The 26,394-nt window shown below is 71.2% G+C and carries 24 protein-coding genes and 1 pseudogene; 13 read left to right on the top strand and 12 right to left on the bottom strand.

Annotated features, from left to right (window positions below; genetic code table 11):
- Positions 1–561, top strand: a pseudogene (locus tag AAH979_RS22960) (hypothetical protein); the annotation flags it as partial.
- A gap of 114 nt (positions 562–675) precedes the next feature.
- Here the strand turns inward: AAH979_RS22960 and AAH979_RS22965 are convergent.
- The 4 genes from AAH979_RS22965 to AAH979_RS22980 form a co-directional block, all read right to left on the bottom strand.
- Positions 676–2,049 carry a TrpB-like pyridoxal phosphate-dependent enzyme gene (locus AAH979_RS22965; protein ID WP_346260178.1) on the bottom strand — a complete coding sequence of 458 codons (1,374 nt, stop codon included), beginning with the start codon at positions 2,047–2,049 and terminating at the stop codon, positions 676–678.
- Between the two features lie 151 nt (positions 2,050–2,200).
- Positions 2,201–5,074, bottom strand: a complete 2,874-nt coding sequence (locus tag AAH979_RS22970; RefSeq protein WP_346260179.1) for a BTAD domain-containing putative transcriptional regulator — start codon at positions 5,072–5,074, stop codon at positions 2,201–2,203.
- Positions 5,075–5,694: 620 nt separating this feature from the next.
- Positions 5,695–6,570: an AfsR/SARP family transcriptional regulator gene (locus AAH979_RS22975; protein WP_346260180.1), complete on the bottom strand. Its 876-nt coding sequence runs from the start codon at positions 6,568–6,570 to the stop codon at positions 5,695–5,697.
- Positions 6,571–6,706: 136 nt separating this feature from the next.
- The gene (locus AAH979_RS22980; protein ID WP_346260181.1) at positions 6,707–8,044 is read right to left on the bottom strand and encodes an asparaginase; all 1,338 of its coding nucleotides are present in this window, start codon (positions 8,042–8,044) and stop codon (positions 6,707–6,709) included.
- Between the two features lie 217 nt (positions 8,045–8,261).
- Between AAH979_RS22980 and AAH979_RS22985 the strand changes: the two genes are divergently transcribed.
- From AAH979_RS22985 to AAH979_RS23005, 5 genes are all read left to right on the top strand, one after another.
- Positions 8,262–8,834 carry a sigma-70 family RNA polymerase sigma factor gene (locus tag AAH979_RS22985; protein WP_346260182.1) on the top strand — a complete coding sequence of 191 codons (573 nt, stop codon included), beginning with the start codon at positions 8,262–8,264 and terminating at the stop codon, positions 8,832–8,834.
- Complete coding sequence (locus AAH979_RS22990; RefSeq protein WP_346260183.1) at positions 8,831–9,736, top strand: zf-HC2 domain-containing protein; 906 nt, start codon at positions 8,831–8,833, stop codon at positions 9,734–9,736. The genes AAH979_RS22985 and AAH979_RS22990 overlap by 4 nt, the downstream gene beginning before the upstream one ends.
- 75 nt (positions 9,737–9,811) lie before the next feature.
- The gene (locus AAH979_RS22995) at positions 9,812–10,537 is read left to right on the top strand and encodes a hypothetical protein (protein WP_346260184.1); all 726 of its coding nucleotides are present in this window, start codon (positions 9,812–9,814) and stop codon (positions 10,535–10,537) included.
- Positions 10,534–11,337, top strand: a complete 804-nt coding sequence (locus AAH979_RS23000; protein WP_346260185.1) for a hypothetical protein — start codon at positions 10,534–10,536, stop codon at positions 11,335–11,337. Before AAH979_RS22995 ends, AAH979_RS23000 begins: the two co-directional genes overlap by 4 nt.
- Before the next feature lie 26 nt (positions 11,338–11,363).
- A complete protein-coding gene (locus tag AAH979_RS23005) occupies positions 11,364–12,248 on the top strand; it encodes an ABC transporter ATP-binding protein (protein ID WP_346260186.1) in 885 nt (294 codons plus the stop codon).
- Positions 12,249–12,275: 27 nt separating this feature from the next.
- Here AAH979_RS23005 and AAH979_RS23010 read toward each other — a convergent pair whose 3' ends face one another.
- Together AAH979_RS23010 and AAH979_RS23015 are read right to left on the bottom strand one after the other, a co-directional pair.
- Positions 12,276–12,809 (bottom strand): NUDIX hydrolase, encoded by a 534-nt coding sequence (locus tag AAH979_RS23010; RefSeq protein WP_346260187.1) that lies wholly within the window; start codon positions 12,807–12,809, stop codon positions 12,276–12,278.
- Positions 12,806–14,125, bottom strand: coding sequence for a DNA-binding protein (locus AAH979_RS23015; RefSeq protein ID WP_346260188.1), 1,320 nt, complete (start codon positions 14,123–14,125; stop codon positions 12,806–12,808). Before AAH979_RS23015 ends, AAH979_RS23010 begins: the two co-directional genes overlap by 4 nt.
- A gap of 399 nt (positions 14,126–14,524) precedes the next feature.
- On the opposite strand from AAH979_RS23015, the gene AAH979_RS23020 reads away from it, so the two are divergent.
- From AAH979_RS23020 to AAH979_RS23030, 3 genes are read left to right on the top strand one after another with little or no spacing between them, the layout of a single operon-like run.
- On the top strand, positions 14,525–14,779 hold the full coding sequence (locus tag AAH979_RS23020; RefSeq protein ID WP_346260189.1) for a DivIVA domain-containing protein: 255 nt from the start codon (positions 14,525–14,527) through the stop codon (positions 14,777–14,779).
- The gene (locus AAH979_RS23025; RefSeq protein WP_346260190.1) at positions 14,776–15,069 is read left to right on the top strand and encodes a hypothetical protein; all 294 of its coding nucleotides are present in this window, start codon (positions 14,776–14,778) and stop codon (positions 15,067–15,069) included. The genes AAH979_RS23020 and AAH979_RS23025 overlap by 4 nt, the downstream gene beginning before the upstream one ends.
- On the top strand, positions 15,069–15,497 hold the full coding sequence (locus AAH979_RS23030) for an Imm1 family immunity protein (RefSeq protein ID WP_346260300.1): 429 nt from the start codon (positions 15,069–15,071) through the stop codon (positions 15,495–15,497). Before AAH979_RS23025 ends, AAH979_RS23030 begins: the two co-directional genes overlap by 1 nt.
- 180 nt (positions 15,498–15,677) lie before the next feature.
- On the opposite strand, the gene AAH979_RS23035 is transcribed toward AAH979_RS23030, so the two are convergent.
- From AAH979_RS23035 to AAH979_RS23045, 3 genes are all read right to left on the bottom strand, one after another.
- The gene (locus tag AAH979_RS23035) at positions 15,678–16,124 is read right to left on the bottom strand and encodes a hypothetical protein (RefSeq protein ID WP_346260191.1); all 447 of its coding nucleotides are present in this window, start codon (positions 16,122–16,124) and stop codon (positions 15,678–15,680) included.
- A gap of 107 nt (positions 16,125–16,231) precedes the next feature.
- Complete coding sequence (locus AAH979_RS23040) at positions 16,232–16,678, bottom strand: Imm1 family immunity protein (RefSeq protein ID WP_346260192.1); 447 nt, start codon at positions 16,676–16,678, stop codon at positions 16,232–16,234.
- Positions 16,675–17,445 carry a DddA-like double-stranded DNA deaminase toxin gene (locus tag AAH979_RS23045; protein ID WP_346260193.1) on the bottom strand — a complete coding sequence of 257 codons (771 nt, stop codon included), beginning with the start codon at positions 17,443–17,445 and terminating at the stop codon, positions 16,675–16,677. Before AAH979_RS23045 ends, AAH979_RS23040 begins: the two co-directional genes overlap by 4 nt.
- Before the next feature lie 317 nt (positions 17,446–17,762).
- Here AAH979_RS23045 and AAH979_RS23050 point away from each other — a divergent pair, with 317 nt between their 5' ends.
- Positions 17,763–18,290: an adenylyl-sulfate kinase gene (locus tag AAH979_RS23050; protein ID WP_346260194.1), complete on the top strand. Its 528-nt coding sequence runs from the start codon at positions 17,763–17,765 to the stop codon at positions 18,288–18,290.
- 245 nt (positions 18,291–18,535) lie between these two features.
- Positions 18,536–20,869: a serine/threonine-protein kinase gene (locus tag AAH979_RS23055; RefSeq protein ID WP_346260195.1), complete on the top strand. Its 2,334-nt coding sequence runs from the start codon at positions 18,536–18,538 to the stop codon at positions 20,867–20,869.
- A gap of 84 nt (positions 20,870–20,953) precedes the next feature.
- Here AAH979_RS23055 and AAH979_RS23060 read toward each other — a convergent pair whose 3' ends face one another.
- Together AAH979_RS23060 and AAH979_RS23065 are read right to left on the bottom strand one after the other, a co-directional pair.
- Positions 20,954–21,463 (bottom strand): DinB family protein, encoded by a 510-nt coding sequence (locus AAH979_RS23060; RefSeq protein ID WP_346260196.1) that lies wholly within the window; start codon positions 21,461–21,463, stop codon positions 20,954–20,956.
- Between the two features lie 33 nt (positions 21,464–21,496).
- Positions 21,497–22,147, bottom strand: a complete 651-nt coding sequence (locus tag AAH979_RS23065; RefSeq protein ID WP_346260197.1) for a class I SAM-dependent methyltransferase — start codon at positions 22,145–22,147, stop codon at positions 21,497–21,499.
- Between the two features lie 226 nt (positions 22,148–22,373).
- On the opposite strand from AAH979_RS23065, the gene AAH979_RS23070 reads away from it, so the two are divergent.
- The gene (locus tag AAH979_RS23070; RefSeq protein WP_346260198.1) at positions 22,374–22,952 is read left to right on the top strand and encodes an XRE family transcriptional regulator; all 579 of its coding nucleotides are present in this window, start codon (positions 22,374–22,376) and stop codon (positions 22,950–22,952) included.
- A 519-nt stretch (positions 22,953–23,471) separates the two neighbouring features.
- Here AAH979_RS23070 and AAH979_RS23075 read toward each other — a convergent pair.
- Positions 23,472–24,191, bottom strand: a complete 720-nt coding sequence (locus AAH979_RS23075) for a hypothetical protein (protein ID WP_346260200.1) — start codon at positions 24,189–24,191, stop codon at positions 23,472–23,474.
- A 570-nt stretch (positions 24,192–24,761) separates the two neighbouring features.
- Here AAH979_RS23075 and AAH979_RS23080 point away from each other — a divergent pair.
- Complete coding sequence (locus AAH979_RS23080) at positions 24,762–26,375, top strand: FAD-binding protein (protein ID WP_346260201.1); 1,614 nt, start codon at positions 24,762–24,764, stop codon at positions 26,373–26,375.
- Positions 26,376–26,394: the final 19 nt, after the last annotated feature.

The raw sequence follows: 26,394 nt of genomic DNA on the forward strand, positions 1-26,394 counted from the left end.
CTGGTCGCCGCGTACGCGCCGAACGACATCGCCGGCACCGCCGACCAGGACCTCCGGGGCGGTGCCGAGATACTGCCGCTGCTCGCCGAGAGCACCGGGGACGGCGGGATGGCGCTCGACCTGGCCCTGGCGTACGGGCTCGGCGCCCGGCACCGGGCCGACCGGGTCGCCGCGGTCGACGCCCTGCTGGCGCTCGCCGCCGCAGGTGAGTTGGATGCCGCCTCCGTGGGTCGGCAACTCGGGGAGCTGGCGTCGGGCGGGATGGTGACCCTGACCCGGACGGTCGAGCCGCTCCGGGATCTGGCCCTGGCCGGTGCCCGACTCAGCACCTGGCGGCTGCTCGCCGCCGCCCTGCCGGCCCTGCTGACCGCGCCGAAGCCGCGCTCCGGCGTATCCGACCTGCTGACCCTGGCGGCGGAGACGGCGACCGCCACCGGCGTCCCGATCGCCGTCCCCGGGCTGTCCGAGGTGGCCGCCCGCCGGGGGTCGAGCCGGCTGTCAACCGAGGCCCGCCGCCTCGTCGCCGCGCTCGACCACCCGGCCGCCGCGGTGACCGGATAGCGCCCGCCGCCGCTGAACCTCTGCCACCCCCCCATGCGGTCCGTCGTGCCGCAGGTGGAGGTCCCGGCGCACGCGCCGCGCGGTTCAGGGTGAAATAGGTTCAGCGGGTGCCGACTACGCCGGGCCGGCGGGTACCGGCGGCAGCCCGGCGGTCGCGGCCCGTAGCTGCGACTCGGAGAGTTCGTGGTCGGCGAGGTCGCCGGCGAGGTAGGCGCCGTAGGCGGCGAGGTCCAGGTGCCCGTGCCCGCACAACGCGGTCAGGATCACCTTCTCCTCGCCGGTCTCCTTGCACCGCAACGCCTCCTCGATGCAGGCGGCCAGCGCGTGGGTGGGTTCGGGGGCCGGCACGATCCCTTCGGTACGCGCGAACCGCACGCCCGCCTCGAAGCACTCCCGTTGGCCCTTTGCCACCGCCTCGATCAACCCCAGCTCGTAGACGTGCGAGATCAGCGGTGACATCCCGTGGTAGCGCAGCCCGCCGGCGTGGATCGGGTCGGGGATGAACTCGTGTCCGAGAGTGTGCATCTTCATCAGCGGGGTCATCCCGGCGGTGTCGCCGAAGTCGTACGCGTAGACGCCCCGGGTCAACGACGGACAGCTCGCCGGCTCGACGGCCCGGATGGTCACCTCCAGCCGGCCGGTCAGCTTCTCCCGGAGGAACGGGAACGCGAGCCCGCCGAAGTTGGAGCCGCCGCCGGTGCAGCCGACGATCAGGTCCGGCGTCAACCCGACCTTGCCGAACTGGGCGAGCGCCTCCTCGCCGATTACCGTCTGGTGCAGCAGTACGTGGTTGAGCACGCTGCCCAACGCGTAGTTGGTGTCCGGGCTGCCGGCGGCCACCTCGACCGCCTCGGAGATCGCGATACCCAGCGAGCCGGGTGAGTCGGGCTGCTTGGCCAGCACGGCCCGGCCGGCCGCGGTGAGCTCGGACGGCGACGGGTGGATGACTCCGCCGAACGTCTCGATCATGATCTTCCGGTACGGCTTCTGGTCGTACGAGGCGCGCACCTGCCACACCTCGCAGTCCAGGCCGTACTGGGAGCAGGCGAAGGCGAGCGCGGTTCCCCACTGGCCGGCACCGGTCTCGGTGGTCAGCCGGCGGACTCCCGCCACCGCGTTGTAGTACGCCTGCGGCACCGCCGTGTTCGGCTTGTGCGACCCGGCCGGCGACACGCCCTCGTACTTGTAGAAGATCTTGGCTGGGGTGCCGAGCGCCCGCTCCAGCCGGTGCGCCCGGTACAACGGGGACGGCCGCCAGAGCCGGTAGACGTCCAGTACGTCTTCGGGAATGTCCACGTAGCGCTCGGCGGTGACCTCCTGCTCGATCAGCGCCGTCGGGAACAGCGGCGCCAGGTCGTCCGGGCCGACCGGCGCCAGCGTGCCCGGATGCAGCACCGGCGGCGGCGCGGCGGGCAGGTCGGCCACGACGTTGTACCAGCGACGTGGCATCTCCGACTCGTCCAGCAGAATCTTGCTCGGCTCACCCATGGGCACGAATTGAACCGGCCCGAGGCGGTGATGTCCACGATTGTCGTGCCGTCCCGGCAGGGTCGGGCGGGTCGCCGGCGCCCGCCGGGATCCGGCCGACGAGGCCTCGCCGGACCTGCGGCCGATCCCGCCGGCCCACCGTGCCCGGGTGTCAGAGCCGGGCCGGGCCGTACGGGACCTGGCCGGTGCCGAGCCGTCGCAGCCGGGTGCGCACCCGGTCGGCGTCCGGGTGGTGGAGGTCGTCGAAGATCTCCACGGCCTCCCGCCAGGTGTGGCGGGCGGTCTCCACTCCACCGTCGGAATACCGCGCGTCGCCGAGCCGGACGAGCGTGTCGGCGGTGGCGGGACGGTTGCCGAGGCTGCGGAACAGCTCCAGGGCCCGGCGGTAGCAGGCGATCGCCTCGGTGAGCTGGCCGAGGTGCCGGTGGGCGTACCCGAGGCTGTTCCAGGTGTGCGCCTCGGCGGGCCGGTCGCCCTGCTCCTGCTGCTCCGCCAGGGCCAGATAGCAGGAGGTGAGGGCGGACTCGTACTCGCCGAGCTGGGCCCGGCACCACCCCACCGAGCTGAGCGCCCGGGCCTGCCCGATCCGGTGTCCCGCCGTCCGGAACAGCTCCAGCGCCTGCTCGGCGTGCCGCAGCGAGTCGCGGTACCGGGACTGCTGCTCGGCGACCAGGGCCAGGTTGTGCTGCACCTGTGCCTGGCCGACGGGGTCGTCCAACTCCGCGAAGAGCGCGAGGGCCTGCCGCAGGTGCGAGTGACTGTCGTCGTGCCGGCCGAGCCGCAGGTAGGCGATCCCGAGGTAGCGCAGCGCGTACGCCTGGTCGGGCCGGTCGCCGAGCCGGCGCACCGCGGCCAGCGCGCCCTCCAGTACGGCCACCAGGTCGGGCCAGTGGCCGTGCTCGTCGAGGAAGGGTGCGAACGTCCAGGCGAGGGTCCAGGCGTGCGGGAAGTCCACCGGGGAGTTCTCGCCGAGCAGGGCGAGCAGTACCGGTTGCTCGGTGCCGAACCAGGCTCGCGCCTGTTCGGGGCTCTGGAACGTCTCGACGGTCACCCCCGGCTCGGCCGGGGCGGCGCCGATCTCGTCCCGGTGCGGGTGGGTCAGTCGGGCGGCGGCGTACGCGGTGTGCAGGTAGTGGTCGAGCAGCCGGCGTACGGCCTGCTGCCGCCCCGGCTGGGTCTCCCGGTCGCGCGCCAGCTCGCCGGCGTAGGCACGGAGCAGGTCGTGGCAGCCGTACCGGCCGGGGGAGCGTTCGACCAGCAGACTCGCCCGGGCCAGCTCGGCCAGGGCCGGGCGCGCCTGCCCGAGCGGCACCCCGAGCAGGCTGGCCGCGGCGGCGACACCGATCTCCGGCCCCGGGTGCAGCCCGAAGAGCTGGAACAGGCGCGCCGCTCCCGCCGAGAGGGTGTGGTAGGAGCCGGCGAAGACGGCCCGCACGTCCGTACCCGGATCACCGTCGCCGAACCCGTCGAGCCGGCCGTCGGGCCGGCGCAGTTCCTCGGCCAGGGCCCGAAGTGGAAACCCGGGACGGGTGGCGCTCCGGGCGGCCACCAGGGCAAGCGCCAGCGGCAGCCGGGAGCAGCGGGAAATGATCTCGTCGACCGAGTCCGGCTCGGCGGCTACCCGGTCCGCTCCGATCCGCCGGGCCAGCAGGTGCCGGGCCTCGGCGACCGGCGGCAGGTCGAGGGCGAGCGGCTCGGCGCCCACCGCGGCCACCAGACCGGACAACCAGTTGCGGCTGGTCACGATGACGCCGCAGCCGGGGGAGCCGGGCAGCAGCGGCTGGACCTGTGCGGTGTCGCCGGCGTTGTCCAGCAGTACCAGCATCCGCCGGCCGGCGACCAGGCTGCGGTACAGCGCCGCCTGCTCGGCCAGGTCCGCCGGTACGTGCTGCGGTGGAACCCCGAGCGCGCCCAGGAAGCTGCGGATCGCCTGGTCCGGCCGTGGTGGGGCCGATCCGGCCGGATCGAAGCCGCGCAGGTTGACGTACAACTGGCCGTCGGGGAAGCGTGCGGCCCGGAGGTGCGCCCACCGCACCGCCAGGGCGGTCTTGCCGACCCCTGCGGTTCCGGAGATCACCGCGACCGGAGGCCCCGGCGGCGAGTCGCCGGTCGGCAACAGGATGGCGTCGAGCCGGTCGAGTTCGGCGGTCCGGCCGACGAAGACCGGCAGGTTGAGCGGCAGTTGCGCTGGCACCACCGGCTGGGCCGCCGGGACGTCGGGATGCGTCCCGGACTGGTCGTCGGCCGGCGGCTCCGCCTGGTCGTCGTCGCCGTGCTCACGGTCCAGCACCGGATCGCCCCGCAGGATGGCCCGGGCCAGTTCGCTGAGCTGGGCCCCCGGGTCCAGGCCCAGCTCGTCCGCGAGCCGCCGCCGGGTCCGGTGGTACGTCTGGAGCGCGTCCTGGCGCCGCCCGGTGCGGTACAGCGCGACCATCAGGTGACCGGCGAGGGTCTCGTCCGACGGGTCGCGTTCGACCAGCTCGGTCAGCTCGCTGAGCAACTCCTCGTGAGCGCCGAGCGCCAGGTCCGTCTCGATCCGCAGCAGCATCGCCGAGCCGCGCAGCCGCTCCAGTCCGGCGCAGACCCGCTCCCGCAGCGGTTCCGGGGCGTCGGCCAGCGGTGTACCGCGCCAGAGGCCGAGCGCCTCGCGGAGCAGGTCGGCCCGGCCGACCCCGGTCAACGAACGCGCCCGCTCGACCAGCCGGGTGAACCGGTGCGCGTCCACCGCCTCGGCGTCAATCTCGATCGCGTACCCGTCGCCGCGCCGGACCAGTGCCTCACCGCTGCCGTCTCCGGGGGCGTTGAGCGCGGTGCGCAGCCGGGAGACGTACGTGCTCAGCACGGCCGGAGCGGTGTCGGGCGGGTCACCGTCCCAGAGCAGGTCGACCAGGCGGTGGATCGGCACCGGGCGGCCCGCCTCCAGGAGCAGCAGCCCGAGCAGGCAGCGTTCCCGGCGCCGACCCACGGCCACCGGCGCCCCGCGGTGTTCGGCCCGCACCGGACCGAGGATCCGAAAATTCATCATTGTGCTCAACAATCCCTGTGTATCAGACAGAAGCGTCTGGTGTATGTCGGCCATCTAGGGCCCACAGGGTCGACAACTGGTGGGGTCCGTTGGTTGCGGTCACGCCCGAACTACTTCCCGGACGGACGGCGTCGCTGGCCGCACCGCATGCGTGGGGCGGCCGGCGGGCTTCCGCACCCGACCGGGGCTGATTCCTGGTCCTCGCCGTATCCTTCGGTCCGGCGCGGTGCCGGTGGCAGCGGGACCGGGCCGACGGGTTGACGCGCACCCTCGGGAGGCGAGCTGGCGGCCACCGGGCGGCGTGTGGCGCCTCCGGCAGAGTTGCGCCAGGCCGGTCGGATGTCGGGCCACGCCGCGGGAGTCGGCCCGGGTCGGGCCGATCAGCCGCCGACCGTTGAACCTTTTCAGCCTGAACCGCGTGCTCACGCACCGCGTCCGACCGTGCGGTCCGCCGGGCCGCGAGGGGAGGTGGGGGGACTACACCCGCACCGGCGGCAGGTACCCGCGCTGCGACGGCCGGGCAGGGCGGCCAACCTGATCGCTGTCGGCGTGGTGGCCGCGCACGTGCTCCGGTTCGGCGTTCGGCCTTCGGGCCGGCGTCCGTGCTGCGGTCCCGGCGGTCAGCCGGGCCGGACGGGCTGTTCGGGCCGGTGGCAGTGTGCGCAGTGCCGGTCGTCCGCCAGCACCGACGGCAGCCACTGCGGTGCCGAGCCGAGCCGCGGATCACGGTTGAGGATGGCCCGGTGCAGGGCGGTCAGCTCCGGTCCGGGCTCCACGCCCAGCTGCTCGCGCAGGGCCTCGCGAGCGCGTCCGTACGCGGCCAGCGCCGGTGCCACGTCACCGCGCCGGTACAGCGCCACCATGAGCTGCGCCCACAGCGTCTCCCGGGTGGGATAGGCCAGGGTCAGCCGGCGCAGGTCGCTGACGAGTTCCTCGCTGCCGCCGAGGCCGAGACGTGCCCGCAGATGGCATTCGATCGCGAGCTGCCGCGACTCGTCGAGAGCGCTGAGCCGGGCGGCCAGGGCCGGGCTGCGGGGTACGTCGCTGGCGGCGTCACCGCGCCACAGCGCCAGCGCCGCCGCCAACTGCGTCGCGGCCCGGGCCGGGTCACCAGCGGTGAGCGCGGTACGCCCCAGCCGTAGCCGTTCGGCGAACACCTGTAGATCCAGCTCCTCCGGGCCGACCCGGAGCAGGTAACCGCCGCTGGTGGTGGCCAGCCGGCTCCGGCCGGCCTCCGGCGAGCCGCCCAGCGAGGTACGGAGTCGGGTCGCGTAGGTGCGCAGGTTGGCGATGGCCGACACCGGCGGCGGACCCTCCCAGAGCAGTTCGATGAGGTGGTCGAGGGAGACCGGTCGGTTCGGCTCCAGCAGCAGGGCGGTGAGCAATGTTCGTGGCCGGACGCCGTTCACCCGTACCGGCCGGCCGTCCCGCCACACGCGGACGGGACCGAGTAGGGCGAAGCGCAGCCGAAGGCCGCCTGTGGGTGGCGGTGACATGCGGACCAGCCTGAGCCACTGGACTTTCCACCCACCTTCCGCCGGCCTTCCGGCCGTACCGCCGAGCCCCGGGATGGCGGCGGGCCGGGCGGACTCCGGGCAACCGGTCGTCCGCCCGGCACCGCCGGTACCCCGGTCAGTCCTTCGGGCTGCCCTTGGGGGCGGTGTTCCACTCCGGGTTGCCCAGGGTGGTGACCCAGGTCCGTACCTTGGCCACGTCGGCCGGCGCGAAGGCGAGGCTCAGCATCAGCAGCAGTCGCGCCTTCTGCGGCAGCAGGTCGTCCCCGGCGATGATCGGCGAGGTGGTGCTGCCGCCGTAGACGGAGCCGGAGCCGGTCCGGGTGGTGCTGACGAAGACGACCCCCTTTGCCGCAGCGGCGGTCCGGGCGCTGCTCTGCGCCGAGGAGATGCCGCCGGCGCCGGTGCCGGCGGTGACGATGCCCTTCACCCCGGCGTCCGCGAAGGCGGTGATCGCCTCCCCACCGGCCTGCTGGTAGCCGTAGACCACCTCGACCCGGGGCACCGCGGTGGGGGCGACCTTGGACAGGTCGAACGGGGTCAACCAGCGCTGCTTCGCGTCGCAGTCCTCGACCCGGGCCGGTGCCCGGCCGACCTTGATGTTCGGCCCGTCGACCCAGCCCAGTACGCCGAGTTCCCGGGACTGGAAGGTGTCCATCCGGTAGGAACTGGTCTTGGTGACGTCCCGGGCGGCGTGGAACTCGTCGCCGAGCAGCAGCACCGTGCCGTAGCAGTAGGTGGACTGGCTGGCCGCCAGCACGATCGAGTTGTACAGGTTGGCGGGACCGTCGGCGCCGATCACCTGCGGCCCGTCCGGGGTGACCGCCGCCCACGGTCGCATGGCGCCGGTGAGCACCACCGGCTTGCGGCTCTGCACGGTCAGGTCCAGCCAGTACGCGAACTCCTCCATGGTGTCGGTGCCGCTGGTCACCACCACCGCGTCGGACTTCCGCAGTGCCGCCTCGACGGCCAGGGTGAGGGCGTGGAACTCGGCGATGGTGTAGCCGCCGGAGCCCTTGTTGCCGAACTGCACCGTCGAGACGTCGGCGATCTGGCCGATCTCCGGCTGGAGCCGGGCCACCAGGTCGCCGATGGCGATCCGGCCGGACTGGTAGTCGGTGAAGCTGCTCCGGGAGGTGGCGACGCCGGAGATGGTGCCGCCGGTGCCGATCACGGTGACCCGGGGCTTCTTCGCCTTGGCCCCGGCCACCGCCTGGGCGTACGCGACGCTGCGGATCTCGGTCGGTCTGGTGACCCCGGAGACGGCACCACTGATCGGGGGCAGCGCCACCGCCGCCGGTGCGGGCGAGCGGTTGACGACGGAGACGACCGTGGCGGTGAGTGCCGCGGTGAGGACCGGAACCAGTACGGCGGCCAGGCGCCGAGGTGTCGGCCGGAACCGACCCGGAAGGCTGGACAATGCGACCTCCAGTTGGGGGATGGCGGTAACCGGCATCGTGCGAGCTCCGGTTTTCCTCGGCGTTACAAGATCATTTCCCGTCGCCGCCGTTCGGAACGTGCCCGATCAATCGCCGCTACTCGATCTATTTTCGGAGTGGAAGCTGCCGGTTTGGCCGCCTTCGGTCCGAGGCTCGACCAGTCTGGCTGTGACGAGCGGCACAATCGCCTCCGGACAGTGAACCCGGGCGGTCCGGTGGGCTACCCAGGACGGGATGGATGACGTCGACCACGGGCTGCTGCACCGGGTGGCCGCCGGGGATCAGCGGGCTTTCGAGGAGCTGTACGCCCGGCACGGCCAGCCGCTGCTGGCGTACGCCGAGGGCCTGCTCGGCGACCGTGGCCGGGCCGAGGAGGCGCTCCAGGACACCTTCCTGGCCACCTGGCGGGGCGCCGGCTCGTTCGAGGGGCGGTCCACGGTGCGTACCTGGCTGTTCGGCATCTGCCGGCGGCAGGCACTGAGCCGGATGGCCGGACGCCGGCCGGCGCCGCTGCCGATGGAGGCCGCTGCCGAGGTGCCGGCCGGCGAGCCCGGTCCGGAGGCGGTGGCCCTGGCCCGGGCCGATGCCCGGGCGGTGGCCGCCGCCCTGGCCGAGCTGGCCCCGGCGCACCGGGAGGTGCTGGACCTGGCGTTCGGCGCCGGCCTCGCGCACGCCGAGATCGCCGAGGTGCTCGGCATTCCGGTCGGCACCGTGAAAAGCCGGCTGTTCCACGCCCGGGCCGGGCTGGCCCGGGCACTGCCCGACGCGGCGGCGGTCGGGGTTTCCGGACGGGAGGCGGGACGATGACCCACCCGAGTGAGCTGCTGGCAGGGTTCGCCGCCGGCACCCTGTCGGCCGACCGGGCCGACCGGGTGGCTCGGCACATCGCCGACTGCCCCGGCTGCGCCGCCGAACTGACCGCCTGGCGGCGGGTGGCCGGCGCCGTCGGTGACCGGGTCGCGGCGGTCGCCCCGCCGCCGCCCGGACTGCTCGACGCCGTGCTGTCCCGGCTGGCGCCGTCCCGGGCCGCCGCACCGGTCGTACCCCGGTATGCGGCTCCGCTCGGCGGCGCCGCCGCGCGCCGGGCGGTGCGGATCCTGGCCGCCCAGCGACGCCTGGTCGACCGGCGGGTCTGGCCGGTCGCCGCCGTGGTGCTGGCGGCCGGCACCGCTCTCGCCGGCTGGGCGCCACCGGGACTGTCCGAGCAGGTCCTGGCCATCGTGGTACCCCTGGTCGCGGCGCTGGGCGTGGCCGGTGCCTGCGGCAGCGGCACGGACGAGGCCGGCGAGCTGGTCGCGGCGAGCCTGACCGGGGTACGCGCGGTGCTGCTGGCCCGGCTCACCCTGGTGCTCGGCGCGATCTTCGGTGCCGCCTCGGTCGCCTCCCTCGGGCTGGTCTGGTTCGACGCCGGTGCACCGGTGGGGCTCTTCGCCGCCTGGCTCGGGCCGATGGCGCTGCTCTCGGCGGTCAGCTTCACGCTGTCGGTGCTGTGGCGGCCGGCGGTCGGGATCGGGGTCGCGATGGGCCTCTGGGTGCTCCGGCTGCTCGCCGGCTCCAATGCCCTGGACGGGACGGTGGACCGGCTGGTCGAGGCGCTGTGGCGGACCAGCGGACCGCTGCTGTTGCTGGCGGCGCTGCTGATGGCCGGCACGGTCGTACTCTTGCCGCGCTTGCCGGCCGGAGTCGGACGCCGCGCCTACGGCCGGTGACCGGCGCCGGATGTGGCCCGGGTCACCGGCCGTACCGGTGAACCCCAGCGGCTCGCCGGCCCACCCAGTTGTGTGATGGCCCAATATTCCTGGCATATTCCACTGCGGCGGGCCGGGTCCCGCCACCTGTGGCGGTACGAGGCGCGGCGCGCCGGCTGGGCGGCCGGCGTCGCGCCACCGGCGACGCTGCTGGTCGCGGTGGCGATGGCCCTGCTCGCCGGCAACGGCGGCGCCGGGCGGCGGCAGGTCGGCGACCTGCTGCTCACCGGAGTGGAAGCCCTGCTGCCGCTGGCGGTGGCGATGACCGCGGTGACCCTGGTGGCCCGGGACGGCTGCCGGGAGCTGCAACTCGCCCTCCCCACCCGGTACGCCCGGACCCTCGGCCGCCGGCTCGGGGTGCTGGCGCTGGCCGCCGCGCTCTCCGCGCTGGTCTACTCGGCCGGGCTCGGTCTTTCCGGCTGGTGGATCGGGCCGGACCCGCTCGCCTCGCCGCTGGTCTGGGCCCCACCGACGATCTGGCTCACCGCCCTGGCGGTGCTGCTGGCGGTACTCGCCCGCAGCGTCGTGATGGCCACCAGTGCGGTCGCCGGGCTGTGGCTGTGCGAGCAGGTCTTCGCGTCCCTGCTGGTCGGCCACGACTGGACCCGCCCGCTCTTCCTGTTCACCACCAGCCGGCTCGGGACCGGGGAGGGCTGGCTGACGAACCGGCTGGTGCTGACCCTCACCGGGTTGCTGCTCGCCGCCGCGGTCGCGCTGCTGCTGCGCCGGCCCCATCTGCTGTTGTCCGAGGAGGAGGAGTGAGCGGCATGTCGGAACTGCTCGCGGTCGGCCGGTACGAGTTCCGGATGCAGGCCCGCAAGCGGTCGCTGTGGCTGACGACGCTGGTCCTGGCGACGGTGATGGCGCTGTTCCAGGGTCCGCGCGGGCCCCGCTACCTGCCGGCGGACGCGACGGCACCGGAGGTGATGGCCGGCTGGGCGTTGATCTTCGGCATCGTGGTGCCGCTCGGCTTCGGCATGGTGCTGGCGGACCGGCTGGTCCGGGACCGCCGGCTCGGCACCGCCGCCCTGCTGGAGAGCCTGCCGGTCCGGCCGGGTCTGCTGCTGGCCGGGAAGTACCTCGGCGGGCTCGCCGCGACCGGGCTGCCGGCGCTGCTGGCGATGCTGGTCGCCGGTGGCTACGAGACCGTGCACCGGGGCGAGCCGCTGATGCTCGGCTGGGCGGTACTGGCCTTCGCCGTGGTCATGCTGCCCGGGTTCGCCTTCGTCGCCGGGTTCGCCCTGACCTGCCCGCTGGCCATCTCCGCGCCGCTGTTCCGGGTGCTCTTCGTCGGGTACTGGTTCTGGGGCAACATGCTCGCCCCCGACTTCCTGCCGTCGCTGACCGGCACGCTGGTCACGCCGATCGGTGACTATCCGGCGAGTTGGCTCTCGGGCGAGCTGGCGTTCTTCGCCGGCGCACCCGGCTGGCTCTCCTTCCTGCGCCCCGAACCCGGCGCCGGCAGCGCGCTGCTCAGCGTCGCCCTACTCGTCCTGCTCGGCCTGCTGCCCCTGCTGGTCGCGCACACCGTCCTGTCCCGCCGCCGCCGGCACGCCGCCTGACGCGTCTTGAGAAAGGCTCACTTCGTATGGACATCCAGACCACCGGTCTGACCCGCCGGTTCGGCAGGGTCACCGCGCTGCACTCGGTCGACCTGGCCATCCCCGGCGGCATGTACGGGCTGCTCGGCGCGAACGGTGCCGGTAAGACCACGCTGATGCGGATTCTGGCCGGGGTGCTGCCGCCCAGCGGCGGGCAGGTGCGGGTCGGCGGTCACGACCTGTCCACCGGGGCCGGCCGGCTGGCGGTGCAGCGTCGGCTCGGCTACCTGCCGCAGGACCTCGGTCTCTATCCCGACCTGTCGCCACGGGAGTTCCTGGACTACGTCGGCCTGCTCAAGGGGCTCGACGACACGAGGGCCCGGCGGCGGCAGGTCGACGAGCTGCTGGAACTGGTGGCGTTGACCGAGGTGGCCGGGCGGCGGATGAAGGGCTTCTCCGGTGGGATGCGGCGGCGGGTCGGTATCGCGCAGGCGTTGCTCGGTGATCCTGCGTTGATCGTGGTGGACGAGCCGACCGCCGGGCTGGACCCGGAGGAGCGGGTGCGGTTCCGGACCCTGCTGGCCGGGCTGGCCGGGAACCGTACGGTGCTGCTGAGTACGCACATCGTGGAGGACGTGGCGCAGACCTGCCAGCACGCCGCGGTGATGGCGGGCGGCCGGGTGGTGTACACCGGGATGGTCACCGATCTGGTCCGGATCGGCGAGGGCGCCACCTGGGAGGTGACCAGCTCCGGCCCGGCGCCGACGACCGGGGTGGTGGTCTCGGCGATCAGCCGGACCGACGGTACCCACTACCGGGTGGTCAGCCCGACCCGGCCGAGCCCGGACGCGGTGCCGGTGGCACCGTCACTGGAGGACGGTTATGTTGCGCTGATGCAGCGTTCTGCCAGGCTGCCACAGACAAGCAGGTAAGCACGGACCAGAACAGCGCCTCGATCATCAGATTGGCTGGTCGATCACTGGTGTATGTAGGTAGCGCGCTGTTCCGTCAACGGTGGCAGCCAGTGCCTGCTCAAGGCGTTTCCAAATGTATGGTCTGAGCATCGTTGCCGCTTGTGTCAACGAGTAGAAGCGGAACGCTCTGATCTCCGGATTTGCTGCACGGAGCGGATCGATCTGTCGGCTATCGAGGATGCCACCGTCGAAGACGAACATGAGGCTGTCGTCCCAGGGGCCGTGCGGTGCAACCCAGTCGACCACCAGCATCGGCCCGAGCGAGAGTTCGAGACCCAACTCCTCACGTAGTTCGCGCTCAGCGGCCTGGCGCGGCGGTTCGTTGTGTTCGGCCATGCCCCCGGGAAGGTCCCAGTCTGGCTTGTAGCTTGGGTCCACCAGTAGGATCTCGCCCCGGTCGTTCCGAATGAGAGCATCCGCGCCGACGCGCTTGCGAGCCTGCTTGGCGTTGCCTTCGGCGAGATACTCATGCCAAGCCGCGCGGTCGCGCTCGTAGAGCGGTCGTTCGTTGCTGGTCATAGTGGTCGATGGGCTGCTGGTGGCTCGTGCAAGGCACCGGTAGCCCCGATCCAGTCCCGGTCGACCACCGCCTGGTCAAGCCGCTCGATCACTTCGGGAATCTCGCCGCATCGCTCGGAGTAGGACCGGAGCAGCAACGCGACATGCCTGAGTTGGTCAACGAGTACGGCTGAGCCGAGGCTTGTGGTGTACGCGAGTACCTCGCGGATCAGGGCACACGCCTCCTCCGGCCGTCGCTGACCGAGTAGCGCGGTAGCAAGCGTGAGTTCGGCGAAGGCACGGCTACGCACCCGACCAGGCTCACGGCCCGCGAGGGCCCGGTCCACCTGCCTGCCTACCTCAGCGAGGTCGCCTACTCGGAGAAAGCACCACGCTGTCTCGGAGGCGAGTGATGCCTCGTCGAATGGGCTGAGCCACTGCGAGTCGGAGACACACTTGCGCTGGAATGCGATCTCGGCAGCCGTGATTGCCGCAACCGCCTCGACCGGGCGTCCGCTTGCGGCCAACCCGCATGCGCGTACCGCATGCAGTCGAGCCTCAAGCGGGCCATGTGGAGGACCGCTCCAGAGATGTGCTAACCCTGCCTTGGCATGCGTCACCGCATCGCGCGCATCGCCGTGCTGGCGGGCGAAATGGCTGAGGCTCGCGCAGACCTGTGCGGCTAGCTGGGTATCGCCGCTGGCAGCAGCGATGGCGCTGGCCTGGGACAGATGTCGATAGGCCGTCATCTTGGCGCCGCTCTCCAGCGCCATCCATCCAGCCATCTCAGCGAGGCAGGCTATCGGTGCTGATGCCGAGGACGTCTGCGGGCTGGCATCACTCAACGACGGCGCGTATGGGTACTGGGCGAGATGAGACGCGACGGTTGCGTACAGATGGGCGCCGCCGAGCTGTCGATCAGCATGACGGAGCGCGTGCATGAAGGGGAGCGCGATGTCGTCAGCTCGGGGCCGCGCCTGTGGCTGTCCGGTGCTGGGCAGCGCGAACCACAGCATCTCGGCAGGCATGCCGAGGAGGAGCGCCCAGTCGACCAGCCGATCGAGGTCGCGTAACCCTGGCCCGTTCTCCAAGCGGCTGAGCTGAGCCTGCGTCTGGCTCATCCATCCGGCCACGAGATCCTGGGACAGCGGCCGTGGACCGTGGTGAGGATGGTGTCGGTATGCCCTGATCACATGGCCGATATGGCGCTCGGCAAAGGCGTCCCGTAGCTCTCTGGCCTGCCAGAACTCGGGCGGCAACGACGGCGGCGCGAAGAGGGAGCTGCTGGTCTGGCTGCTGCACCGCCTACATGATCCGGTGCGGTTGTCTTTCGCCAATCGGGCACCACACCTGCCGCAGGCTGGCGGGGATGTGCGGGACATGTCAGGACTCCCACGTGGGTTGCCAGTTGAGCGTCGGGCAGATGCTGACGAGGTTATCGAACCAATGCGCTTTGCGTATATATCCCACCAACGTTGCGTCATTCTGGCCAGGCCTAATCCCGTACACGATCCACCCACGGCCCGGGGCGGGTGCTGTGGCCAACGGTTTCCGCCATGCCGGCGTGGCGGGATGCCGACCCCGCCCGCCTCGGTGCCGATCCAGTCGACAGGCGCGGACGACGTCGGGAGGGCACAGGTGTCTTGGTCTGCGGGAACCGCCCGGAGGGCGGGGTGGGGTGGTGTTGCGGTTGGGGCGCTGGTGGGCGTACCCGATCAGGCTGGTGGTGGTCGGCGGTGAGCGCGGTGTATCCGAGGCTGACCTCGACGGAGATCCGGTCGGTCCGGTTCGGGCGGGGGCCGTGGCGGCGCGGGTTGGACCCGGACGAGGTGTACGGGTTCCTGGCCCGGTTGGCCGACGAGGTGGACCTGCTGCGGCGCGACGTCCGGGTGGCTCGCGCTGACGCGGACCGGGTCAAGGCGGCGTTGCGGAGTTGGCAGACCCGTAACGCCCGGCTGGCCGACGGCCGGTGGCGGGGTGATCGGCGGTGACGGATCGACCCCCGGTGCGATCAGCGGGTGACCCGGATCGGCAGCTCGGGCGGCCGTCAGCGGCGGTCGAGGTCTCCGAGGAGATGGCGGCACACTTCCGGGACACGACGCGGACGCACGCCAACGATCCCGATCTCGGGGTGTGCGTGCGGTGTGGCCGGAGCCGGTGCGACGAGTGGCGGTGGGCATACGAGCGGCTGGTCCTGGCCGGCCGGCTCGCCGACCTGCCGAGATCCGCCAGGCCGGGCGATGGTGGCGCGTCCTCGGGCGATGCGGGAGCCGCCGGGTGATGGTGGCGGTGGTCTGGGGGCAGGGCAGGTGGCGGGCGGTGAGCGATATTGCCGAGTTGGATGCTCTGCTGGCCGGCCTGGCGGTGACCTCGCTCGGGCCGCACGTGGTCGGGCTGTATCCGCCGAGGTTTCTGGAGCCGGTGTTTCGGCCGGGCACGCCGCCGGCCCTGCCGTCGTTGCAACTCGGGCTCGGGCATCCGGTGCGGGGATTCCTCTACTGGGCCGGGCCAGCCGGCAGTCTGGGCTACGAGCCGGAGTTGCCGCCGTGGCCGGTCGAGGTTGAACAGATCGAGTTCGATTACGGCGGCGAACCGATCGCCTGCGGCCCGACGCTGGCCAGCGTGACCCCGGGCGCGGTCCGTGACGCCGCCCTGGAGTACGCGACCACCGGCGCCCGCCCGACCCGGGTTCGCTGGCGTGACAGTTAGCCGGGCAGCGTCACCCCGGGCACCTCTGCCCGCTCAGAACACAGCGGCGAGGCCGCAGCAGAGCGCGAGTCCGCCGGCGACGACGCCGATGCGCACCCAACGGTGCGCATTGCACCGATGGAGATGCTGGCGGCGAGGCTTACCGCGCTCAGCACGGAAGTCACGATCCGGACGGCCCGATCACCCGGGGAGCTGAGTGACCACCAGACGACCGTCCCGGTCAGCGAGGCAGCAGAGAAGAGCGCGGAGAAACCGATCAGGGGGATGGCGAGCCGCCACCGGTTCCAAGTGCTCACTGATCCTCTTCGGTGCCGTTGCCTGGGATCGCCTCGTCGACGATATCCGCGTCTCCGAGGTCGCGTATCCGTTGGGGGCCTGGCGCTCGATGGCGTCCCGCTCGTCGGCGGGCAGCTCGCGAAGCGTCTTGAGTGCTTGATCGAATGCCGGGCCGAGCGTCTGGCCGTGCCAGGAGTGGGCGGCTGCGGCACGCATGCCCGCGTCGCCGTTGAGCACGGCACGGGCGAAGGAGCCGACGGGGTCCTCAGCATTCCTTGTCGCGGCGAGCTTCGCGAGGACGGCGCGCGCCAGCGGCTGCTGGGCGAGCTCGTCACGGTACGGCTCGGTCATCTTGCTCCCTCATTAGCGGCAAATACACCTAGGTCACTGCCCGGTCGCGGCATGTGGTCGAGGTGCGGCCGGCCACGTCTGATTCCACTGCGCGGCTGCGCCGCTGGTCAGGTCCAGGGATCGTCGGCCGTAACCGACTCGGCATCCGGCTCCGTGGCCTGCTCGTCCCAGTTCACGCTCGTCGGTCGCTCGTCCGTGCCGACGAGTTCGCACACCACCTTGAATGCCCGTGCTGGGGTGATCTTTGTTTCGGCCGGGTGGTAGTCGGTGGCCTGACCGCCGTAGCTGAACTCGATATCGCCGTCCCAGGCGGGAATTCCGGGCTCGACGGCGTACCCGCCTTCGGGCTGGCCGAAGTACAGCACGAACGATCGCTCGGGATGCCCGACGCCGACCTGAGCGCCGCCGGCCGGGCTCTCGTCCCGATACCGGAACACGTCGACCACCACCGGCTGCCCGGCTTCGTGCAGTGAGATCAACAGCGCCTCGACCTCGTCCGGGGTCTCCACCAGGGCGTGGCCGGTGCCGAGCCAGGTCACCTCATAGGTGGTCATCTGATCGTCGCCTCCCCGGTACCGGTGTAGGTCTTCCAGTACCTCGTCCTGCCGTCCGTACCGACAACGTAGACCGCGAGACGCGAGCCGGCCGGCAACAAGGCCGGCAGGATCGTGGCGCAGCCGTACGGGCCTGGGCAGGGCGGCTGCGAGACAACCAGGACAGCGTCCTTGGGGCCGGTACCGCGCCGCATGATCGCGGCGACGTGCCCCTCGACGTGCTCGACCGCCGACTTGAGCCGGTGCCATTGATTGGTCTTGTCGTCCCGCCGTAGGCCAGGAGCATTGGCGCCAGGACCCTGGACTCCACTCCAGATGGGCTTGCTTCGGGTCTTGCCATCGGCCGTCGCGAGAATGCCAGCGGTCTTGCTGCCGCTGGGCAGCAGCGGGAGCAGAGCCTCGGCCATGCTCGCCACCCAGCGGGGAGCCGCCGCCCCGGCCGGTGGGGCCGGGTTGTCAAAGGCCCCCGCCCCGGATGCCGAGCCGTCGGAGGCCAGTGGAAAGCCCATGGCGTCGGTGGAGTAGCGAGCCAGCGCCTCGGCGCCGCGCAAAATCAACGTCGCGCTCTCATCGGCCCGTCCCGCCGCCTGGGCCAACTTCGCCCCCGCGTACGGAAGCTGGCTATCGGTGGCACCCTCCGAGGCGGTTACCAGGCGTCGACGGGCTTGGTCCAGCTTTGTCCGGGCGACGTACAGCGTGGCGACGACCGCGTTCAGGTCGGCCACGCCAGCGCGTATGACCGCAGCGACCTCGGCGAGAAGGCTCATGTGCCTCCAAATTCCTGCTCGGCGCCGCGTAAATCCGGGCGGAGAGTCTGCGGGGCAGCCTTGCCGGTCCCGGTGACAGCATCCTGCCGGCTATCGAGCGTTGGCGATGTCGCACATCGGACGACGAAAGACCTCAACCAATGTGGTGGTCTTTTCGGCCTGTCGAGCCAGTGCCAATGAGAGGCGATGATGACTCGTACGCCGGCACCGTCACTTGAGGACGGGGTTACGTCGCCCTGATGCAGCGCTGACCCAGGTCACGCCGTCCGGGCCGATAGCCGAGGCGGCGACAGGGTCGCCGCCATAGGATCGGGGCCGTGCCCCAACTCGTGATCCTCACCGGCCCGATCGCGGCGGGCAAGAACACCGTCGCGGACAGGCTCACCGAACACCTGACCGGGCGTGGCCGCACCGTCGTGGTCGCCGACGTCGATGACGTCGCGGCGATGGTCGGCCCGCCCGGGGCGGGCCGGGCCGACCTGTGGTTCGCGGCCCACGAGGCACACGGTGCGCTCGTCGGCCAGTGGATGCGCTCGAACGTCGAGTACGTCGTCGCGGTCGGACCATTCCACACCGACCAGGAAAAGGCGGCGCTCACCCGCACACTCCCGGACGGTGCGGCCGTGCTCTGGGTCGTCATCGACGCTGCGGTATCCGTGACCTTCGCGCGCGCACAGGCCGATCCAGCACGGGGGCTGTCGCGCGAGCCGGGGTTCCACCACCGCGCACACCGCCGCTTCCGAGAGTGGCTGCCGACGATTCCCGCCGGCCAGACCTTCGACTCGGAGAAGCTGGACGCAGAGCAGATCGCGTCCGCGATCGCGGAGACCCTGGGCGTTCGATAGCCGTACCCATTCCGAACCGCTCGCAGCCTGCTCCGAAGCCGCCCTACCGGCAGAAGGCCATCGACAAGGCCCATGCCCGGATCCGGTACGGTCAGGGTGGGTGAGGGTGATCTTGCGGTGGCGCGTGTCGGCCGTCGGGTTGGCACACCCGGCAGCCAGCAGAGTACGGAGGCTCACTCTGCCGGGCGAGGTCGTGGGTTACCGTCGGGACGCTCGGGCGAGCGGTTCCCCCGGAGGGAGGGTCTGTGACGCTGGAACAGGGGTCGGTCTTCGCCGGGTACTCCGTCGAGCGGCTCATCGGGTCAGGTGGCACGGGCGAGGTGTACGCGGCGCGGCACCCACGGCTGTCGCGCAGCGATGCGCTCAAGGTTCTGGCTGCGGACCGCGATGGTGGGTCCGGTTACCGGCAGCGGTTCGAGCAGACGGTGGACGCGGTCGCCCGACTGCGGCATCCGAACATCGTGGCAGTCCACGACCGTGGTGAGTTCGACGGGCGACTGTGGCTCGCGATGGATCTCGTCGACGGCCCGTCGCTGGCGGAGACACTCCGCAGTTCACCTGCGGGACTTCCCGCCGCGCAGGTCAGCCACGCCGCCGTGGCGGTGGCCGGCGCGCTGGACTACGCCCACGGTTGCGGTGTGCTCCATCGGGACGTCAAACCCGCCAATATGCTGACCAGCTCCCAGGGGCAGGTCGCGCTGACCGATTTCGGTATCTCGCGGTTGGCGCATGACGAGGCGAGCCCGGCGGGCGCCGGGGTGACGCTGGATACGGTGCGCTACTCCTCTCCCGAGCAGCTTCAGGGCGGCCACCTCGACGGGCGCTCTGACCAGTACTCCCTGGCGTGTACGGTGTTCCGCCTGCTCACCGGTCACGATCCGTACGAGAACGCCAATCCGGTGGCCGTCATCGCCGCACATCTGGGACAGCCGGTGCCGTCCGTTCGACAGTTTCATCCGCACCTGGCTCCCGGGGTCGACGCGGTCATCGGGCGGGCCATGGCGAAAGACCCGCAATATCGCTACTCGTCCTGCGGCGAGTTCGCCAACGCACTCTCGGCGAGCCTCGCCACCAGCATTCCCGCCCCCGCGGTGACCACGCGACAACGACCGGCCGAACCGGTGCCGGCCGCGCCCCCACCCGTGCCCGCCTACCAACCGGGTCAGCCGGTCCCGCCGAGTTCTCCGGGACGTACCCGGTGGGCAATCATCGCCGCGGCGCTGGTGGCTTGCGTTGTCCTGGTGGTGGCGGGGGTGTTTGTCGTCACCAGGCTGACCGGCCCGAAGGACCTGGTGGCATGGGACGACACCCTGTATCCACAGGAGATCCCGTCGATCTTCCGCGTGTCGTTGCGCGACGAACTCCTTGATCTGGGGTTCCGCCCGCCGAAGCCGGTGTGGACGACCCCGATCAGGGGTGGCAACACCAACGTCGTCGGCGGCGACTCCGCCATCGTCATGCTCCAGTTCGGCACGTACCTGCTCGGCCTCGACATGCGTACGGGTGCGCAACGCTGGCCCTACATCGATCTGCATGACGCCGCCGCGTCGTGTGCTGTCCGGGAGAACCGGATCGGGTGTGTGGCGCCCGCCGGCAGCGGGTCGGACTCCACGGTCTTCATCCTCGACACCGGTAGCGGCAAGATCCTGAAAACCGTGAAGGTGCCCAACAAGGAGCTGCATTCGATAGAGGTAGCCGGCGATCGCTTCGTCGCCACGACGGGAGGGCTCGACCAGAAGGGCGGGTTTGCCGTCGGATACACCACCGAAGGCGACCAGGTCTGGACACGCGAGGGGCACGACGACATGTACGTGGCGGCCAGTCAGAGAATACTGGTCGACACCGCCTACGACGCCGACGAGGTCGTGTTCGTCAGCACGACGGATGGCCGTGAGGTGCTTCGGTCCACTCGGGTCAGCGAGAGACGCGATCTGAGCTGGAACGTCTTTCGGGGTGGCATCGCGATCCAGAATCAGGACTGGACCGGTACGGACATCTACGATCTGGACGGGGAGAAGCAGTCGTCCGTGGCGGGCTGGGAGCCGGCGCGTTACCAGAACCGCTATGCGCCGATCTCGCCGCTGCCACTGCTCGCCCGGCTCGGCGAGAGGGCTCCGCACTACCCGGACGAGCATACGCTCGCCGGAGCAAATCCAAAGACCGGACACCTGCTGTGGCGGATATCCGGGCCGGAGTTGTCGACGCAGATCGCGACGGTGGGCGAACACCTCATCGTGGAGATCGCCGACCCGGACACGCCTCGTGACTCCACGGGCCTTCCGGAGCCGACCGGCGCGCAATTCGTCCGCGTGTACAACTGCATTACCGGCGGACCCATGTCGTCGCCGATCGACATGACGAGGAACACCGCGGTGGAGCCGTATTGGATCGAGTCGGACGGCTTACGGCTCGTCTACACCTATATCGAAGACAAACCGCAATCACCGTATCTCACGGTCGGATACGACATAGCGTCCGGGAAGAAGGCCTGGGAGTTGCCGCTGAAGGAACGTCCCGAATACATCGGTGGCGGTATCGTCGCCGCCAGCGGCGCCGAGGCCGTCAGTCTCTTCAGGTGACGTCCAGGGCCCTGGCCGAGCCGGTACCGAGGTCAGCGGCAACGGTCGTGCGATAGCCGGGTGTGGTCGGGATCGCGTATGCGGTCAGCGGCCGGTGGAGCCGTCGAGCTGTTCGCGGAGGATGTCGGCGTGGCCGGCGTGCCGCCCGGTTTCTTCGATCATGTGTGTCAGGACCCACCGCATCGACGGCGCGAGTCCGCGACCGGGAGGCCGGGGCGCAGGGAGCGTCAGGTCCGCGCAGGTTTCGATGGTCTTGTTCGCGCGGCCGATGGTTCTCCGGTATTCGGCGACCAGGCCGTCGACCGTCTCGTCGCGGGTGGGTTGCATGGTGCGGGGCAGGTTGCCGATCGGTTCGGCGAGGAAATAGAACCGCTCGACGCAGGTCAGATGCTTGATCAGCCCGAGGAGGTTGGTGCCGGAGGGTACGCCGCTGGTGCGGACCTGTGGTTCGGGTACGTCGGCGACCTTGTCCACGATCGCGTTTCGCAGATAGTTGAGGAATCCCAGCAGGGTGGCCTTCTCGTCGGCGCCGGTCGATGGCGGGCCGGTGTCCTTCGCCCGTGGCCTGCGTCTGTGCGGTCGGTCGGTCGGCATCGAGTTTCTCCGGTGTGTGCTTCGGTGGGTGTTTCATTCGCCGGTGCGTTGGATGAGCAGGACGTTGTCGGTGACTGTGGCGGTCTGGCCGCCGGGGCCGGTGGCCCGGCGTCGTGGCATGTCGGCGCGCAGGACGGGCCACTGCTCGGGGTCGAGATCGAGATCGGCGGCGACCTCACCGGGGGTGGGGTAGTGAGCGTGGGGGTCTTGGTTCCACGACCAGGGCGCGGTGGAGCCGTGGTCGACGATCAGGAACAGACCGCCGGGGCGCAGGGCACGTGTGGCGGTGCGCAGTATCCGGCTGCGGTCCAGCGGGAAGGGGGTGTGGAAGTACTGCGCGGAGATGAGGTCGAACGTTCCGGTCGGGAAGCTTCGGGTCAGCTCGTGCTGTTCGGCGGTGACGTACCTGCCGATGCCGAGCTGGTCGGCGCGGGCACGTACCTGTTCGACGGCGGTGTGGGAGATGTCCACGGCGGTGACCTGCCAGCCCTGCTGGGCGAGCCATATGGTGTCGCCGCCGGCGCCGCAGCCCAGATCCAGGGCTGCGCCGGGGCGTAGTGGTGCGGCGGTCTCGACGAGCAGGGGGTTGGCGCGTCCGCCCCAGGTCCGCCGGCTGCGGTAGTGCTTCTCCCAGAACGACTCGGCTTCGGTCTGCGGCTGCCGGTCGGGTTCGCGCGCGGTCACCAGGTTCCTCCGTCAGGGAGGAAGCCCAGCAGTCGAGCGGTGCCGAACGCCGGGGGCAGCCAGTGGCCGGACGCGGATACTTCGACGGCTCGCACGATGCGCAACCACTGTGATCCGGTCATCGACATTCCGGTTGTTGTGACCATCGGCTTGTCACCTCCGCGACCAGCGTTGCCGCAGCCTTCCGGAGTTGCAAGAAAAGTTGCGGATCCGCATCATGGGTTCCGTGGGGAGAGCGGAAGAAGACGTGCTTGCCGGAGTCGGGCCGCGGCTGCATGCGCTGCGCCGGGCGCGGGGCGCCACGTTGGCGGACCTGGCCATCGAGACCGGTCTGACGGCCAGCACCCTGTCGCGGCTCGAGAACGGCAAACTCCGCCCCACCCTGGAGCAGCTACTCCCGCTGGCCCGGGCGCACGGCGTCCCGCTCGACGATCTGGTCGCGGCACCGCCCACCGGCGACCCCCGCATCCACCTGCGGCCCGTGCGCCGGTCCGGGTTGACCGTGGTACCCCTGACCAGGCGGGCCGGGGGCATCCAGGCGTACAAGGTGATCTATCCGCCCGCCGGTCGAGCCCCCACGATGAACCTACAGACCCACGACGGGTACGAATGGTTCTACGTCCTCAACGGGCATGTCCGGTTCGTGCTCGACGAACAGGAATTCCACCTCGGCCCCGGCGAAGCCGCCGAATTCGACACCCGAACACCCCACTGGATCGGCAGCGCCGACACCCAACCCGCAGAACTGCTCACCCTCTTCGGCCCACAAGGCGAACGCGCCCACCTGTCACCACACAAGCAATAACCCGCTGGGACGCGACGCGGATCCACCTGTGGCCACGACAGACCGCGAGGGGAGGTCGAGAAAGGTTCCGTCGACAGGGCTCGGAACGTCGGGAGCGCACAGATGTCGTCGGTTGCGGGAGCCGCCCGGAGGGCGGGGCGGGGCGGTGGTGCGCCTGGGGAGCTGGTGGGCGTACCCGGATCGGATGGTGGTCCGGCGGCGGGTGCGGTCTATCCGAGGTTGACCTCGGCGGAGATCCGGTCCGTACGACCCGGGCGGGGTCCGTGGCGGCGCGGGCTGACCCGGACGAGGTGTACGGGTTGCTGGCCCGGCCGGCCGACGAGGTCGACCTGACCGGCCACCGGATCGGCCACCACCAGCCGTTCGCGTTCGGCGAGTGGTGCTGTTCGTGCTGCACCACCGCGTCAAGCGGGACGCCGGCAACGACGAGCCCGCCGCCGGCACCTGGCCGGGGCGGGCTCGCGGCGTGTGTCGGCTCCGGGTCAGCCGTGGGTACGGCACTGTTCGGGAGAGGAAGCCTCAGGAGAGGAAGGAACCGTACCGGCCGTTGAGGATCCTGTCCTTCTGCGCCTGGCTGAAGTGGGTGTTCGGGTAGTTGTAGAAGGACGCCGACATCGGTGTGCCGTCGGTGTAGGTGGAGTCCGGCAGGCCCAGGGCGTGGCCGAGTTCGTGCACCATGCCGCCGTACCAGCGATTCATGTTTCCGTTGATGCCCGCCGCGCCGTCCGCGTCGTGGCCGCTGAGGATGACCCAGCCGTTGCCGCCGCCGCCTCCGGCGCCCTCGCCCTCCGCGCTGATCTCGCCGACGTTGATCCAGCGGCTGTCCGGTGCGCCCAGGCCGAACTTGCGCCTGAGTTCGGCCTGCATGTTGCACACGGTCCACCAGTACTTGTCCCCGCACGCCGGAGTGTTCTCGTACCACGTGCGTAGCTGGTCTCCGTCGACGACCTCCACGACCGGGTCGTTCAGCCGGAACGTCCGGCCCAGCTCCTGCCGGTAGTACCGTTGCGCCTCGCGCATCACGTGCGCGATGCCGTCCGGGTAGCGCTGGTCGTACGCCACGTCGGCGGGCTTGAGCCAGAAGACCCGTACGGTCCCGTTCGGCGGGGCGGCGGAGGCGGCCGGCGGGGCGACGGTGGCCCCGGTGAGGACCGTCGCGACCAGCACGCCCATCGCCATGCCGGCGCGCCAGCCACGCCATCTCGACCGTGTCGGTGGCCGCTTCAGTTCGGTTTTCATTCCTCGTCCTTCCGTTGGCCAGGGCCGGAGCCGGTGGAGGCGGGCGGTGGAACGTGCGCGCCGCACAGCGCAGCCGACCCTCCGGCATCGCGGGGACCCCGTCGACCGGCGCCGGTAGCGAAACGGTCCAAGCAGGACGGTCACCGATCGCGTCGTCCGGGCGGCGAGAGCGGCGTCGGCATTCCGGCCGCAGGGTCACTTGGTCTCACCGCCCACCCTGCCGGACGAAAACCTTTTCGGCAACACTTCGACAAAGATCTATGTGAGGAAATCCTCTGGAACATGCGATCTCTCCATGGCGGGGCCTACGGGGCCACCGAAGGGATCGTTCCGGGCGGCCTCGCCGAAAATGTTTCGGCAACGGATGCCGGGCGGCCGGCGAAGCCGCGGACGGGCACCGGTAGCGGTGGCCGACCGCCGGCCGGGTAGGGCCTGCCCCCTCACGGACGCGGTGGTCAGCAAGATTTCCCGGCCCCGCCAACGCTCCTAGCGTTGTTGGCGACCTCGAACACCGGGGCGTCGACCGCAGTGGAGCGGCGTCGCCAACACCAGAACGGGAGCACCCGCCAGATGGCCGAACACCGCCGTAGAGATCTGCTCCGCGCCACCGCGATCGCCGCGGTCGCCATCGGAGTGGTCGCCCAGCAGGTTCACCGGCCGGCACCCGCCGTCGCCGCTCCGGCCGACGGCTGCCCGCCACCGCTGGGGCCGGTCGCGGTGGGCCCGGACGATCCGCGTTACGCGGATCTGGTCCGCCGGGGCAACCGGCGCTTCGTCGGCGCCCCCGACCAGGTCCGGGTGGTCGGCTCGACCGAACAGGTCCGGGCCGCGGTGCAGGCCGGAGTGCGGGCCGGCCAGCGGATCGCGGTACGCAGCGGCGGGCACTGCTTCGAGGACTTCGTCGACAATCCACAGGTCCGGATGGTCATTGACCTGTCCGGGATGACCGGCGTCTACTACGACCCGCTGCGGTCCGCGTTCGCGGTCGAGGCGGGCGCCACCCTGGGCGAGGTGTATCGCCGCCTCTATCTCGGCTGGGGCGTGACCCTACCCGGCGGTTCGTGCCCCGGAGTAGGCGCCGGTGGGCATGTCGCCGGAGGCGGGTACGGGCCGCTGTCCCGGCTGCACGGCCTGGTCGTCGACCACCTCTACGCCGTCGAGGTCGTCACGGTGGACCAGTCGGGTACGGCCCGTACCGTGGTCGCCACCCGTGACCGGGACGACCCCAACCGGGAACTGTGGTGGGCGCACACCGGTGGCGGGGGCGGCAACTTCGGAGTCGTCACCCGGTACTGGTTCCGCTCGCCCGGGGCGACCGGCGACGACCCGAGCCGGCTGCTGCCCCGGCCGCCCGCATCCGTGCTGACCTTCACGGTCCAGTGGCCGTGGCAGGGCATGGACGAGCGGGGATTCGCCAGACTGGTGCGCAACTTCGGCGACTGGTGCACGCGGCACCGCACTCCCGGCACCCCGCAGGCCCGGCTGTACGGCGAACTGTTGCTGTCCCGCCGGCCGGCCGGCAACCACACGCTGATCGGCCAGGTCGCCGGCGGCGCCGACGGCGCCCGGTTGCTGGACGAGCACGTCGCCGTGCTGGGCGCGGGGGTCGGCGTCGCGCCGGTCCGTAGCCAGGAGGTCCTGCCGTGGCTGGCCACGGCGCTGAGGGGCAACGGCGACGACGGCAAGCAGTGGCGGCTCAAGACCAAGGCGGGCTACCTCCGCCGGGGGCTCACCGACCGGCAGATCGCCGCCGCATACCATCACCTGACCCGGGCCGACTACGACAACCCGGTCGGGTCGCTGAGTCTCAACACCTACGGCGGGCAGATCAACACCGTACCGCCGGCGGCGACCGCCACCGCGCAGCGCGACTCGGTGATCAAGCTGTTCTACCTCGCGGGCTGGGCCGATCCGGCCGAGGATGCCCGGCACCTCGCGTGGATCCGCGAGTTCTACCGCGACGTGTACGCGGACACCGGCGGAGTGCCGGTGCCGGGTGACGTCAACGACGGCTCCTACATCAACTATCCGGACGTCGACCTCGCCGACCCGGCCTGGAACACCTCCGGCGTGCCGTGGCACTCGCTGTACTACGGGGCCAACTATCCCCGGCTGCAACGGGCGAAGGCGCGCTGGGATCCCCAGGACGTGTTCCGGCACGGCCTCTCCGTCCAACCAGGCTGACCAACCCCCCGCCGCCCCT

The organism is Plantactinospora sp. ZYX-F-223 (genome assembly GCF_039649625.1).
In the GTDB taxonomy this organism is placed as follows: domain Bacteria; phylum Actinomycetota; class Actinomycetes; order Mycobacteriales; family Micromonosporaceae; genus Plantactinospora.